Consider the following 13,134-nt stretch of genomic DNA (forward strand, 5'->3'; position numbering starts at 1 on the left):
CCCCCGTTCGACCACGAGGTCGTCACCGCCCGCCGCGGGCCCGTCGCCGCCTCCTCGCAGCGCCTGACGGAGGCAGGCTCAACGAGGTGCAGCGACTGCAGCGCCAGGCGCCGGAACGGGTCCAGATCCGAGGTACGCCGCGACCGCTGCACGAGCGTCCTGAGGCCTGCCTGCCCAGCCAGCGGCCGCAGGGGCACGGGAGTGCCGCCTACGCATGCCGAACGAGGCGTCAGGAGGCCGGATGTGCTCCCCGGGTGGAGCCCCGGCCAGGTGGTCACCCGGTGTCCACCTGGCATCGACTCAGCCAGCGTGTGGCTCCCGCGACGGCACGGCAGCCCCGTCACCACGGCTACAGCCCGCCTGTCCCCGTGTCTCCGCTGCCCAAGGCACAACATGCCGAGCGGGGCCCCTTCCCGACTGGGAAGGGGCCCCGCTGAGTCGTGCCGTGCAGGTGTCGCTCAGCTGTGCGCGTTCTGCCCGACGTAGTACTCGAAGAGCAGCCCACCGATGGTCACGATGAGCGCGACGACACCGATGATGACCAGCCACGGGTACCAGAAGGCCAGCGCGAGGCCCATGATCCCGGCCGAGAACGCCAGCCCGAACGGCCAGTAGCTCGCCGGGCTGAAGAAGCCCAGCTCGCCGGCACCGTCGGCGATCTCCGCGTCCTTGCGGTCCTCGGGACGGGCGTCGATGCGCCGGCTCACGAACCAGAAGAAGCCACCGATCAGGGCGGTGAGGCCGCCGGACAGCGCGAGCGCCGTCGTCCCGATCGGCTCACGGGCCCAGAAGCCGTAGACGACTGCGGTCACGAGGCAGAACACCGTGATCAAGTTGAAGATGAGCGCTTCGACCTTCACGGCCGCTCCTCCAGGTGGTGCGAGGTGATCGGGTCAGTCATCCGAGGCCACCGCCTGTTCGCGCTGGAGCAGGAACGGCTCCGTGGAGACCGCCTCGCCCGGCTCGCCGATGAGCACCAGCGCGTCGTAGACCGACAGGCCCTCCTCGCGTGCCGCGAGGTAGTCCTCGTACGCATCAGGTGACACCGAACGGAGCTCGAAGTTCATGAACGCGTGGTAGGTGCCGCACAGCTCGGCGCAGCGGCCGACGAAGGCACCCTCCTCGCGGACGGTGACCTCGAAGACGTTGTCCCGCCCGTTCTCGTTGCCCGGGAGGATGTCGAGCTTGAAGAGGAACTCCGGCACCCAGAAGGAGTGGATGACGTCCGCCGAGGCCAGCTCGAACCGGATCGTCTGGTCGGTGGGGACCACCAGGATCGGGATCTCGGTGCTGGTGCCGACCGTCGACACGGCCTCACCGCCCGCGGTCTCCGTCTCGGGGTAGACGAACTGCCAGTTCCACTTGAAGGCGTTGACCTCCACCGTGACGTCCGGGTCGTCGCTGACGTCGCGGACCTCGTTCTGGGTGTTCACGGTGAAGAAGAAGAGCACCGCGATGATCAGGAACGGGATGATCGTGTAGACGACCTCGAGCGGGAGGTTGTAGGCGGTCTGCCGGGGCAGCTCGTCCCCGCGCTTCCGGTACCGGATGGTCGCGTAGGCGATGAGCACCCACACCGCGATGCCGACCACCAGGGCGGCGATCGTCGAACCGATCCACAGGTCGTGCATGCGCTCGGCCTGGTCGGTGATGCCCTCGGGCCATCCCCAACTGAGCCAACTGCCCGTGACGTCGCACCCGCTGAGCGTCAGCGCTCCCAGGAGACCGAGCCCGGCGACCTTCGCCAGCTTGCTGCGTCGAGCCACTGCCCGCTGCCTCCTCATCCCCCGCGTGGCGGCGCCACGCGGTCTCACCGGCGGGTGCTCCTCGGTTGCCCGACAGGCTCTGCCCACCCCGACCACAGTCTCGCCGAGACTAGCCGACCCCGCCCGTCGTCCCGGGGGCGGGAGCACCGCCCCGGCGGGTCGCCCTGGGCCCACTGGTCGGACACAGCCGGCGCCGACCACCGGCGGGCCGGCGAGCCCGCTGCCGGCCCGCAGCAGGGGCGCTGACGTGCTCGGGGCCACGCCGTGGGCGACGGCCCACGGTCGGCCCCGGCGGTTACAGTCGCGGGCGTGTACCGACGCCTGCTCAGCCCCGGGTGGCTCTTCATGCACCTGGTGGTCGTGGCGCTCTTCGTGATGACGTTCTTCCTCGGCTACTGGCAGTTGACCAAGGCCGAGGCCGGTGGCGGCGCCGTCAACTGGAGCTATGCGCTGCAGTGGCCGCTCTACGGGTTCATGGGCCTGGGCTTCTACCTCAAGATGGCCAAGGACGAGCTGGCCCGGGACCCCGCGGACGACGAGCCCGGCGCCTCCCTGGTGCTGTACCAGCGCCCGCGGATCGACACGACCGGCGACCCGGAGCTGGCTGCTTACAACGCCTACCTCGCCGAGCTCAACGAGAAGGCCCTCAGGCCGCGGAGCGACAGTGACCGCTGACCGCACCGCGACGTCGTCCCGGCTGCCGCGCGGTCTCGCCCGCCGGGTCGGGCAGGACGTGCCGGCCGCGCTGACCCGCTACCGGGTGATGGCCTGGGTCGTCGGCGTCCTGCTGATCGCCCTGATCCTCGTCGCCGTGCCGTTGAAGTACACCGCCGGTGTCGAGGGCCCGGTCGAGGTCATCGGCACCGCGCACGGCTGGCTCTACGCGATCTTCTTCGTGACCGCCTGCGACCTCGCGCTGCGCGCCCGGTGGTCGGTCAAGGGCTCGGTGCTCGTGCTCCTGGCGGGCACCGTCCCGATCCTGTCCTTCGTCGCCGAGCGGATCGCCACCCGCAAGACCCGCGCCGGCGAGCGCGTCTGACCACGGGGCCTCCCGCCCCCCTCCCCCACCTCCTGGAGACCTCCCGCATGTGCGGCCTGCTGGCCTACCTGTCCACCGACGCCGAGCGGGTCGACGAGCAGACCGTCTCCGGGGTGCAACACGCGCTGCGCTGCCTGCGGCACCGGGGTCCCGACGACCGGGAGGTCTGGTCGGACGGGCACGCGGTGCTCGGCTTCAACCGGCTGGCGTTCATCGACATCGAGGGCAGCCCCCAGCCGATGCCCTACGCCGAGGGCCGGTACCGGATCGTCTTCAACGGCGAGATCTACAACTACCTGGAGCTGCGCGAGGAGCTGAAGGCGGCCGGCGCCACCTTCGCCACCGAGGGCGACACCGAGGCGATCGTCGCGGGCTACCACCTGTGGGGCGAGGCGATCGTCCCGCGACTGCGCGGCATGTTCGCGTTCGTCATCTGGGACACCCGGACCGGGACGGCGTTCGGCGCCCGGGACGCCTTCGGCATCAAGCCGCTGTTCACCGCTCGACTGGCCGACGGTGGCCTGGTCTTCAGCTCGGAGAAGAAGGCCCTGCTGGAGCTGCTGGGCGGCACCCCCGGCGCCGGCGGCGTCGACCCGGCGTCCCTGCAGCACTACCTGACCCTGCAGTACGTGCCCGAGCCCGCCACCCTGCACCGGGGGATCCGGCGGATCGAGAGCGGCACCAGCTTCACCGTGGTGGACGGCGAGCTGCACACGAAGCGCTGGTTCCACCCGTCGTTCCGGTCGCAGCCGGTCGCCCCGGGTGGCGAGCAGGCACTGTTCGACCGGATCGCCGAGGTGCTCGACGACTCGGTCGCCAAGCACATGCGCGCCGACGTCACGGTCGGGTCGTTCCTCTCCAGCGGCATCGACTCCACGGCGATCGCCGCACTGGCCCACAAGTACAACGACGACCTGGTCACCTTCACCGTCGGCTTCCAGCGGGAGGCCACCTCGGAGGTCGACATCGCCGCCGAGTCCGCGGCGATCCTGGGTGTGAGGCACATACCGGTGGAGATCACCGCGCAGGAGTTCGCCGACGCGATCCCCGCTGTCGTCTGGTACCTGGACGACCCGGTCGCCGACCCGGCGCTCGTGCCGCTCTACTTCGTGGCCCGCGAGGCCCGTAAGCACGTCAAGGTGGTGCTCTCCGGTGAGGGCGCCGACGAGCTGTTCGGCGGGTACACGATCTACCGGGAGCCGCTGAGCCTGGCCTGGGCCACGAAGCTGCCGACGGTCGGGCGGCAGGCGCTCGGCCGGCTGTCGAGGCTGGTGCCGGAGGGCGTCCGCGGGCAGAGCCTGCTGGAGCGCGCATCGCAGCCGCTGGCGGAGCGGTACTACGGGAACGCCCGGAACCTCAACGCCGTCGAGCTCGCCCAGCTGCTCCCCGGCCGCGACCCCGACCTCTCCCACGTCACCGTCACCGAGTCCCTCTACCGGCAGACCCGCGAGGCCGGCTACGACGACGTGACGGCGATGCAGTACGTCGACCTCTTCACCTGGCTCCGTGGCGACATCCTGGTCAAGGCCGACAAGATGACGATGGCCAACTCCCTCGAGCTGCGGGTCCCGTTCCTGGACCCCGAGGTCTTCGCCCTGGCCAGCACCCTGCCGCTGGAGATGCGGGTGCCCCGCCGCGGCGATGCGACCAAGTACGCCCTGCGGCAGGCGATGCGGCAGATCGTCCCGCCGAAGATCATGAACCGCCGCAAGCTGGGCTTCCCGGTACCGACGGCGGAGTTCCTGGCCGGCCCGTTGCACGGGTGGGCCCGGGACATCGTGACCGCCAGCCAGACCGACGAGTGGCTCGACCGCGACCACGTGCTCGCGCTGCTCGACCGACTGCGCGAGGCCGAGGTGCCCAGCAAGCGGATCGCCCGGCAGGTCTGGGGGGTGCTGGTCTTCATGATCTGGCACGGGATCTTCGTCGAGGAGCGGATCACCCCGGAGATCCCCGAGCCGGTCTACCCCGTCCGGATGTGACCGGCCGCCGGAGGGTCGCCGCGACCGGTGGCCTGCTGACCGGCCTGCTGCTGACCGGCCTGCTGCTGGCCGACTGCTCCGGCACGGACGGCGAGGTGCCGGGCGATCCGGTCCCCACGACCACGACACCCACGACCACGGCACCTACGACCACGGCACCCTCGCCGCGGACCCCGCCGCCGATCGCCCCCCGCCCGGACCCGTCCGCCGACACGCCCCGACCCGGGACGACATCGCCCGCACCGACGGCCCGGCCGGCGCCGGCACCGGACCCCGGCCCAGTTCTCCCGAGGGTGCCGTCCCCCTCGGCCGGCGTCCCGATGCCGATCCCCTCGCAGCCGGCCGACTGAGGCCGCCCCTCCCACCCGGGACGCACCGAGGCCCGGCCCCCCTCGCGGGGTGCCGGGCCTCGGTGTGTTCGGGCTAGCTGGCGATCAGTGGAACGAGTCGCCGCAGGCGCAGGAGCCGCCCGCGTTCGGGTTGTCGATGGTGAAGCCCTGCTTCTCGATGGTGTCGACGAAGTCGATCGTCGCGCCGCTGAGGTACGGGATGCTCATCCGGTCGACGATGACCTCGACGCCACCGAACTCGAAGGTCGCGTCGCCGTCGAGGAAGCGCTCGTCGAAGAACAGCTGGTAACGGAGACCCGAGCAACCACCCGGCTGCACCGCGATCCGCAGCCGCAGGTCGTCGCGACCCTCCTGCTCCAGCAGCGTCTTCACCTTGAGGGCGGCGGGGTCGCTGAGGATGACGCCGGTGGCGCCGGGGGCCTGCGTGTCCTGCACGGTCATGTCGTGGTCCTCCCAGACTCGAGGGTGTCCTGCTCGGCCCGCCACGGAGGGCGGGCTCTCAGAACGGCCAACACCGCCGTGGCGGAGCTGCTTCCCACTGTACGGCGCGAACGCCGCACGGGGCGGTGCCCGCACCGCTCGCCCTGGGTGCCCCGCTGTCGTGGCACCCCTGACAGGAGGCGCTGTCCACGTAGACTCGCCGACGTGAAGCTCCGCCTGCCCGGCCGCCGTCCCGACTCCGACACGGCGTCGGACGCCGTCACCACCGTCACCCCGCACGGGTCGACGGCGGTCGGCACGACAGGCAAGGGCCGCCCCACCCCGCGCCGCAACGAGGCGCAGGGACGGCGCAGTGGGCCGGTGCCGCCGCCGCCGACCACGCGCAAGGAGGCCTACAAGCGGATGCGCGAGCAGCAGGCCGCGGGCCGTGGCAACACCCGTGCCGCCGGGGCCCGCGGCGACGACAGCGCACTGCCCGCCCGCGACCGCGGCCCGGTGCGCCGACTGGTCCGCGACGTCGTCGACGCCCGCCGCAACGCCGGCAGCTTCTTCCTGGCGGTGGCCGCGCTGGTGCTGATCGGCTACTTCATCCCGGTGCCGGCGGTGCAGAGCTACACCGTGTTCGTGTGGTTCGCCTTCTTCCTGGTGATCATCGGCGACTCGTTCCTCCTCGGCCGCAAGATCAAGGCGAAGGTCACCGAGCGCTTCCCGGACACCGACCAGAAGATGCGCAGCCTGGTCTGGTACGGCGTCAGCCGGGCCACGATGATCCGCCGCTGGCGTTTCCCCAAGCCGCAGGTGCCGCTGGGCGCCGAGGTCTGACGAAGTCGAAGGACCCCCTCGCCCCCCACCACTCGCAGGCTCGTGGCGGGCCCCTGCGAGGGGGCCGCGGTGGTCATTACCCGATCTAAGTACCGTCTGATCCGTGCAGACACGACGCCTCGGCCGCTCTGGCCTCACCATCTCCGAGATCGCCTACGGCAACTGGCTGACCCACGGCAGCCAGGTCGAGGAGGACGCCGCCCACGCCTGCGTGCGGGCCGCCCTCGATGTCGGGATCACCACCTTCGACACCGCCGACGTCTACGCCGGCACGAAGGCCGAGTCCGTCCTGGGCCGAGCGCTGGCCGGCCAGCGCCGGGAGGGCCTGGAGATCTTCACCAAGGTCTACTGGCCCACCGGCCCGGGGGCCAACGACCGCGGCCTGTCCCGCAAGCACATCACCGAGAGCTGCAACGCGTCACTGCAGCGGCTGCAGACCGACTACGTCGACCTGTACCAGGCACACCGGTACGACTCCTCGGTGCCGCTGGAGGAGACGATGACCGCCTTCGCCGACTTGGTGCGCCAGGGCAAGGTGCTCTACCTCGGCGTCTCCGAGTGGCGCGCTGAGGAGATCGCCGCCGCCGCCGAGCTGGCTCGCGAGCTCAAGGTCCAGCTGATCAGCAACCAGCCGCAGTACTCGATGCTGTGGCGGGTCATCGAGGCCGAGGTCGTCCCCACCAGCGAGCAGGAGGGCCTCTCCCAGATCGTCTGGTCCCCGCTGGCGCAGGGCGTGCTCACCGGCAAGTACCTGCCCGGCCAGCAGCCGCCGGTCGACAGCCGCGGCGGGCACGCCACGGTGGGCGGGTCGATGAAGGGCTACCTGACCGACGACGTGCTCACCCGCGTCCAGGAGCTCCGGCCCATCGCCGACGAGCTCGGCCTGTCGATGGCGCAGCTGGCGATCGCCTGGGTGCTGCAGAACCGGAACGTGGCGGCCGCCATCATCGGCGCCAGCCGGCCCGAGCAGGTGCACGACAACGTGCAGGCCGCCGGTGTCCAGCTGCCGGCCGAGGTCCTGACCCGCATCGACCAGGTGCTGGGCGACGTCGTGGAGCGCGACCCCGCCAAGACCTCTCGCGGCTGAGGAGGGCACCGCCCTCCACCCCTCGCCCGCAGGTCGGCGGCGGCACCTCCCGCCGAGGCCCGCCGCCGGCCGACGAGCCGTGGGACGGGGCGGGCCGCCTCAGTTCGCCGCCAGGCCCATCGGGCCGTACACCCGCTCGCCGTCCTCCTGCAGCGTCACCGTGGCGACCCCGCGTTCCAGCAGGTCGCGCCAGGACTCCCCCAGCCAGGACTCGGCGTCGCCCTGGTTGTCGCACTCGGGCACCTCCACCCCGAGCGTGGCAGGGTCGATCGGCGCACCCGAAGGGTCTTCCAGCTGCCAGGTCCAGCTCATGGCGGCAGGCTAGCGATCTCCCGCCCTCGGGGCAGCCCCGGAACGTGGCCGGCCGACCGGGCACGCAGTGGCGATCTTGGTTTACGCGGTAAGCACCCGGGCATGGTGCAGGGATCACCCACGCCCGACAACGCGGAGTACAGATGAGCCAGCCCACCACGGGCGCCGGTGCCAGCCGGGTGGAGACACCCCCGCCCGCCCCCGAGAACGCCTCCACCGGTCAGCTGATCGGGCAGCTCTCCGACCAGTTGACGCGACTGGTCCGGGACGAGATGCGCCTGGCCCAGGCCGAGGTCAGCACCAAGGCCAAGAAGTTCGGGTTGGGGGCCGGCCTCTTCGGCGGCGCGGGGCTGTTCGCCTTCCTCGGCCTCCAGGTGCTCGTCGCGGCCGCCGTCCTCGCCCTCGCGCTCGTCCTCCCCGGCTGGCTGGCCGCCGTCATCGTCGCCGTCGTGCTCTTCGTGGTCGCCGCCGTGCTCGCCCTGATCGGCAAGAAGGACGTCCAGCAGGCCGCCCCGCCCGTGCCGACCGAGGCCATCGCGAGCGTCAAGACCGATGTCGCGACCGTGAAGGAGAGTGCGTCCCGATGACCGGAGCCGACGACACCCGGCCGGACGACGCTGCCGGCCCGAACGACCCCGACGCGATCCGCGCCGACATCGAGCAGACCCGGGAGCAGCTCGGCCGCACGGTCGACGAGCTCAGCCACCGGCTCGACGTCCCGGCCCGGGCCCAGGAGCGCGTCGACCAGGCCAAGAGCTCGGCACTGGAGAGCGCGAACCGGACCAAGGACACCGCGGTCGAGACGTACCGGGAGAACCCGCCGGCCGTCATCGGTGGCGGCGTGGCCGCCCTCACCGCGGTCATCGGGCTGCTCTCCTGGCGTCGCAGGCGTCGGCGGACCGCGGAGGAGCGGGCGGCGGCCAAGCAGGCCGCCCGCCGCCAGGCAGCGGCCCGGAAGGCGGCGCAGCAGCGGGCGAAGCGCGCCGGCAAGGAGCGAGTGGCGGCACGGAAGAAGGCGGCCGAGCGCGCCGAGGTCCGCCGGAAGGCCGCGGCCGCTCGCCGGAAGGCCGCCGTCAGGAGCCTCACCGCGCACAAGCGCACCGCCACCGGGCAGCTGACCGCCAAGCAGCGGGCCGCCTCGAAGCAGCTGTCGGCCGCGCAGCGGGCTGCCACTGCCCGCGTGCGGGCCGGCGAGCGCGTCGCGGTGCAGCAGGTCGCCGCGACCCAGCGGGCCGCCGCCCGGCGCCTGCCGCGCCGTCGCTCCGGCTGGCGGCGCACGCTGGCCCGGCTGAGCCGCTGAGCTCCCGCCGGTGACACCGGCCTGAGCTGCACGGTCCGCCTGCCGGCCGGCCCCCGCGTGGGGCCGGCCGGGAGTCGGCGGACGCCGCCGTTCCACCGATCCACCTGCAGACCCGAGACAAGGGGACGACACCGATGGTCGACAACGGGCGGCCGGGCAGCGCCGTGGAGAACATCCGCGTGCGGGTCCAGGAGAAGGCCGAGCGACGGGCCGCGATGCGGGCTGCAGAAGCCCGTGCTGCCGGACGCGACGACGGGGCCAGCGGAGCCTCCTCCACGGCCGTCGTCCGCGGCGAGCAGCGGGAAGCCGCCCGCCCGGCACCGGAGGTGCCCGAGCCCGAGGAGATGCCGGGCATCCACGCCGACCGGCCCACGGACATCCCCGCGCGCGGTTGGCTGCAGATCGTCAAGCGGTCCTGGGCGGAGAACAACGCCGACAACATGCCGATCATCGCCGGTGGGGTGGCCTTCTTCGCCTTCCTCTCGATCTTCCCGGCGCTGATCGCGACCATCTCGATCTACGGCCTGGTCGCCTCCCCCGAGCAGGTCACCCAGCAGATCGCATCGCTGTCCGACCAGCTCCCGGAGAGCGCCCAGGACATCCTCACCGAGCAGCTGACCGACATCACCAGCAACGCCGGCGGGGCCCTCACCTTCGGTCTGATCGCCTCGGTGCTCGGTGCGCTGTGGACGGCGTCCGGCGGTGTCAACAACATGGTGAAAGCGGTGAACATCGCCTACGACGAGGTCGAGACCCGCAACTTCCTCAAACTGCGCGCGCTCTCCCTGGTGCTCACCCTGGGCGCGATCGTGTTCATCCTCTTCACCTTTGCTCTCATCGCCGTGGTCCCGGTGGTGCTCGACGCGCTCCCGCTGGGCGGTGTCGGCACGGTCCTGGCCCAGATCCTGCGCTGGGTGCTCCTGCTGGGCGTGGTGATCGGCTCGCTGGCCGTCCTCTACCGGGTCGCCCCGGACCGGGATGCGCCGAAGATCCGCTGGGTGAGCCTGGGCTCGCTGGTGGTCACCGTCATCTGGGCGGTCGTCAGCGTCGCCTTCAGCTTCTACGTGAACAACTTCGGTTCCTACAACGAGACGTACGGCGCGATCGCCGGCGTCATCGTGTTGATGCTGTGGCTGTACCTGACCTGCTACCTGGTGCTGCTGGGCGCGGAGATCAACGCCGAGACCGAGCACCAGACCGCGCAGGACACCACCCAGGGCGACCCCGAGCCGATGGGGAAGCGGGACGCCGTGGTCGCCGACGAGGTGCCCGACCCGCCGGTGCCCAGCAAGTAGTCACCGCGGGCGGCGCCCCGGCCCTCAGCGGACGTGGGACTCCACGAACGGCGGACGCCGGACGACGACCGCCTGGGGCCGTCCCCGGACGTCGACGGCGACCTCCGTCCCCTCGGCGACACCGGCGGAGCTGTCCAGCAGTGCCAGGGCGATCCCGGTCCGCAGGGTCGGGGAGAACGTGCCGCTGGTGACCTCGCCGATCCGCGAGCCGTCGGCGCCGAGCACGAGCATGCCGGGCCGCGGGATCCCACGACCGGGCGCCTGCAGACCCCACAGCTGACGCGGCGCGCCGGCCGCCTTCTCCGCGACCAGCGCCTCGCGCCCCCAGAACGCGTCCTTGCCCCAGCCCACGGCCCACCCCGACCGCGCCTGGTTGGGGGTGATGTCCCGCGACAGCTCGTGGCCGTGCAGCGGGTACCCCATCTCCGTGCGCAGGGTGTCCCGGGCCCCCAGGCCGCACGGCCGGATCTGCTCGGGCCCGCCGGCGGCCAGCAGCGCGTCCCACAGCTGCCCGGCACGCTCGGCGGCGACCAGCAGCTCGTAGCCGTGCTCGCCGGTGTAGCCGGTCCGGCAGACGGTGACCTCGTCCCCGCCGGAGCCGGGTGTCTCGGCGAAGGACATGTAGGGCAGCTCGCCGGGCAGGCCGACGGCCGCCAGCACCTCGGGTGAGCGCGGCCCCTGCAGCGCCAGGACGGCGACCTCGGTGTGCCGGTCGGTGACCGTGACCCCCGCCGGCGCCTCGGCCGCGAGCCGGGCCAGCACGTCGGCCGCGTTGGCCGCGTTGGGCACGAGCAGGACGTCGTCCGGGCCGTGCAGGTAGACGATCAGGTCGTCGACCACGCCCCCCGCCTGCGGGTCACCGTCGGGGACGCAGCACAGCGTGTACTGGGCCTGGCCGGGCCCGATCTTGCCCAGGTCGTTGGTCAGGCAGGAGTTGACGAAGTCGGCGGCCCCCGGGCCACGCACCGTCGCGGTGCCCAGGTGTGAGACGTCGAAGAGCCCGACGCCCTCCCGGACCGCGGTGTGCTCGGCCAGCACGCCACCACCGGCGTACTCGATCGGCATGGACCAGCCACCGAAGTCGGCGAACTTGGCGCCGGCGGCGACGTGACGATCGTGCAGAGGGGAGGTCAGCGGGCTCACCGCCAGCACGCTAGTGGTCGGCGGCCTGCCGGTCGTACGCCGTCCTCACCACCTCCTTACGATCGTCGGGTGCCGCCTACCATCTCCGCCACCGACCGCCCGCTCGAGAAGCTGACCGCCGACGCCCTCGTCGTCGGCGTCGGCCAGGGACCGGCAGGCCTGCTGTCCACGCCCGGGGCCGACGCGGTCGACCGGCTCCTCGGCGGTCGGCTCCTCGCCGCGCTGGCCGATCTCGGCGCCCGCGGGGCCGAGGACGAGGTCACCAAGCTGCCCACCTTCGGCCAGGGTCCGTTCCCGGTCGTGGCCGTGGCCGGGCTGGGCGCCCCGCAGGCCGACGGCTCCTACTCGGCGGAGGCGGTCCGCCGGGCCGCCGGGGCCGCCAGCCGCGCGCTGACCGGCCGCAGCTCCCTGGTCAGCCTCCTCGCCGCCGTAGGTGGCGCACCGGACGCCGACCGGCTGCACGCCGTCGGCGAGGGGTCGCTGCTCGGCGCGTACGAGTTCACCGCCTACAAGTCCGACCTCCCGGCCGACCGTCCCACCCCGCCGTCCTCGGTGGAGCTCGTCGTCCCCGACGCCGGCGCTGCGAAGGCGCCGCTGGCCCGCGTGCGTGCGGTCGCCGCCGCCGTCGCCCTGGTCCGCGACCTGGTCAACAGCCCGCCCAACGACCTGTACCCGGCGGAGCTCGCCGCCCGGGGGGCCGCCGCGGGCAAGAAGGCCGGGCTGTCGGTCGAGGTGCTCGACGAGAAGGCCCTGGCGGCCGGCGGGTACGGCGGCATCCTCGCCGTCGGCGGCGGCTCGAGCCGCGGTCCGCGGCTGCTGCGCCTGGAGTACAAGGGCAAGAAGGCCAAGACGAGCGTCGCGCTGGTCGGCAAGGGCATCACCTTCGACAGCGGCGGCATCTCGATCAAGCCCGCGGCGAAGATGGAGGACATGAAGAGCGACATGGCCGGCGCCGCGGCCGTGATCGCCACCGTCTGCCTGGTCGCCGAGCTCGGCCTCCCGGTCGACGTGACCGCCACCGTGCCGATCGCCGAGAACATGCCCAGCGGCACCGCCTACCGCCCGGCCGACGTGGTCACCTTCCGCAACGGCAAGAAGGCGGAGATCACCAACACCGACGCCGAGGGCCGGGTCGTGCTCGCCGACGCCATCTGCCGCGCCGTCGAGGACTCCCCCGCCCACCTGCTGGAGACCTCCACGCTGACCGGCGCGCAGCTGGTCGCGCTGGGCACCCGCACCTCCGGCGTGATGGGCAGTGACGACCTGCGGGACGCCGTCGTCGCCGCCAGCCGGCGCAGCGGGGAGCCGATGTGGGCGATGCCGCTGCCGCCGGAGCTGCGACGCGGGCTGGACTCCCCGATCGCGGACCTGGTGAACGCCAACGCCGACCGGATGGGCGGGATGCTCGTGGGTGGGCACTTCCTGTCCGAGTTCGTGCCCGCCGGCCTGCCCTGGGCGCACATCGACGTCGCCGGCCCGGCCTACAACACCGGGGCGCCCTGGGGCTACACGCCCAAGGGCGGCACCGGTGTCCCCGTCCGCACGCTGCTCGCCACGATCGAGGGCCTCATCGCCGCACAGTGAGCCGACGGCCCCC

At 72.5% G+C, this 13,134-nt stretch carries 14 protein-coding genes; 9 read left to right on the top strand and 5 right to left on the bottom strand.

Going from position 1 to position 13,134, the window contains the following annotated elements; all coding sequences use genetic code 11:
* Positions 1-458: 458 nt before the first annotated feature.
* Positions 459-860, bottom strand: coding sequence for a cytochrome c oxidase subunit 4 (locus O2W15_RS16455; RefSeq protein ID WP_269162124.1), 402 nt, complete (start codon positions 858-860; stop codon positions 459-461).
* Between the two features lie 33 nt (positions 861-893).
* Positions 894-1,766, bottom strand: coding sequence for an aa3-type cytochrome oxidase subunit II (ctaC, locus tag O2W15_RS16460; RefSeq protein ID WP_269162123.1), 873 nt, complete (start codon positions 1,764-1,766; stop codon positions 894-896).
* A gap of 309 nt (positions 1,767-2,075) precedes the next feature.
* Here ctaC and O2W15_RS16465 point away from each other — a divergent pair, with 309 nt between their 5' ends.
* The 3 genes from O2W15_RS16465 to asnB are packed head-to-tail and all read left to right on the top strand — an operon-like array spanning position 2,076 to position 4,787.
* On the top strand, positions 2,076-2,441 hold the full coding sequence (locus tag O2W15_RS16465; protein ID WP_036334854.1) for a metalloprotease: 366 nt from the start codon (positions 2,076-2,078) through the stop codon (positions 2,439-2,441).
* A complete protein-coding gene (locus O2W15_RS16470) occupies positions 2,431-2,805 on the top strand; it encodes a DUF3817 domain-containing protein (RefSeq protein WP_269180154.1) in 375 nt (124 codons plus the stop codon). The genes O2W15_RS16465 and O2W15_RS16470 overlap by 11 nt, the downstream gene beginning before the upstream one ends.
* 47 nt (positions 2,806-2,852) lie before the next feature.
* Positions 2,853-4,787 carry an asparagine synthase (glutamine-hydrolyzing) gene (gene asnB / locus O2W15_RS16475; protein ID WP_269180155.1) on the top strand — a complete coding sequence of 645 codons (1,935 nt, stop codon included), beginning with the start codon at positions 2,853-2,855 and terminating at the stop codon, positions 4,785-4,787.
* A gap of 434 nt (positions 4,788-5,221) precedes the next feature.
* Here asnB and O2W15_RS16480 read toward each other — a convergent pair whose 3' ends face one another.
* On the bottom strand, positions 5,222-5,578 hold the full coding sequence (locus tag O2W15_RS16480; protein WP_269162120.1) for a HesB/IscA family protein: 357 nt from the start codon (positions 5,576-5,578) through the stop codon (positions 5,222-5,224).
* A 204-nt stretch (positions 5,579-5,782) separates the two neighbouring features.
* Between O2W15_RS16480 and O2W15_RS16485 the strand changes: the two genes are divergently transcribed.
* Entirely contained in the window at positions 5,783-6,400 is a 618-nt protein-coding gene (locus tag O2W15_RS16485) for a DUF3043 domain-containing protein (RefSeq protein ID WP_269162119.1), read from the top strand.
* Between the two features lie 103 nt (positions 6,401-6,503).
* A complete protein-coding gene (locus O2W15_RS16490; protein WP_269180156.1) occupies positions 6,504-7,487 on the top strand; it encodes an aldo/keto reductase family protein in 984 nt (327 codons plus the stop codon).
* A gap of 99 nt (positions 7,488-7,586) precedes the next feature.
* Here O2W15_RS16490 and O2W15_RS16495 read toward each other — a convergent pair whose 3' ends face one another.
* Positions 7,587-7,799, bottom strand: coding sequence for a hypothetical protein (locus O2W15_RS16495; RefSeq protein ID WP_036334846.1), 213 nt, complete (start codon positions 7,797-7,799; stop codon positions 7,587-7,589).
* Between the two features lie 143 nt (positions 7,800-7,942).
* On the opposite strand from O2W15_RS16495, the gene O2W15_RS16500 reads away from it, so the two are divergent.
* The 3 genes from O2W15_RS16500 (at position 7,943) to O2W15_RS16510 (ending at position 10,394) form a co-directional block, all read left to right on the top strand.
* Entirely contained in the window at positions 7,943-8,386 is a 444-nt protein-coding gene (locus O2W15_RS16500; protein WP_269162117.1) for a phage holin family protein, read from the top strand.
* A complete protein-coding gene (locus O2W15_RS16505) occupies positions 8,383-9,099 on the top strand; it encodes a DUF3618 domain-containing protein (RefSeq protein WP_269180157.1) in 717 nt (238 codons plus the stop codon). The genes O2W15_RS16500 and O2W15_RS16505 overlap by 4 nt, the downstream gene beginning before the upstream one ends.
* A 134-nt stretch (positions 9,100-9,233) precedes the next feature.
* The gene (locus O2W15_RS16510) at positions 9,234-10,394 is read left to right on the top strand and encodes a YihY/virulence factor BrkB family protein (RefSeq protein ID WP_269180158.1); all 1,161 of its coding nucleotides are present in this window, start codon (positions 9,234-9,236) and stop codon (positions 10,392-10,394) included.
* Between the two features lie 24 nt (positions 10,395-10,418).
* Here the strand turns inward: O2W15_RS16510 and gcvT are convergent, their stop codons facing one another.
* Positions 10,419-11,537 carry a glycine cleavage system aminomethyltransferase GcvT gene (gcvT, locus tag O2W15_RS16515; protein WP_269180159.1) on the bottom strand — a complete coding sequence of 373 codons (1,119 nt, stop codon included), beginning with the start codon at positions 11,535-11,537 and terminating at the stop codon, positions 10,419-10,421.
* Between the two features lie 69 nt (positions 11,538-11,606).
* Between gcvT and O2W15_RS16520 the strand changes: the two genes are divergently transcribed.
* Positions 11,607-13,121, top strand: a complete 1,515-nt coding sequence (locus O2W15_RS16520) for a leucyl aminopeptidase (RefSeq protein WP_269180160.1) — start codon at positions 11,607-11,609, stop codon at positions 13,119-13,121.
* Positions 13,122-13,134 lie beyond the last annotated feature (13 nt).

It is taken from the genome of Modestobacter sp. VKM Ac-2979, assembly GCF_026967995.1.
Lineage (GTDB): Bacteria > Actinomycetota > Actinomycetes > Mycobacteriales > Geodermatophilaceae > Modestobacter.

Coding starts and splice junctions, on each gene's coding strand:
- asnB (WP_269180155.1), top strand. CDS start 2,853: ATGTGCGGCCTGCTGGCCTACCTGTCCACCGACGCCGAGCGGGTCGAC.
- O2W15_RS16480 (WP_269162120.1), bottom strand. CDS start 5,578: ATGACCGTGCAGGACACGCAGGCCCCCGGCGCCACCGGCGTCATCCTC.
- O2W15_RS16495 (WP_036334846.1), bottom strand. CDS start 7,799: ATGAGCTGGACCTGGCAGCTGGAAGACCCTTCGGGTGCGCCGATCGAC.
- O2W15_RS16500 (WP_269162117.1), top strand. CDS start 7,943: ATGAGCCAGCCCACCACGGGCGCCGGTGCCAGCCGGGTGGAGACACCC.
- O2W15_RS16505 (WP_269180157.1), top strand. CDS start 8,383: ATGACCGGAGCCGACGACACCCGGCCGGACGACGCTGCCGGCCCGAAC.
- O2W15_RS16510 (WP_269180158.1), top strand. CDS start 9,234: ATGGTCGACAACGGGCGGCCGGGCAGCGCCGTGGAGAACATCCGCGTG.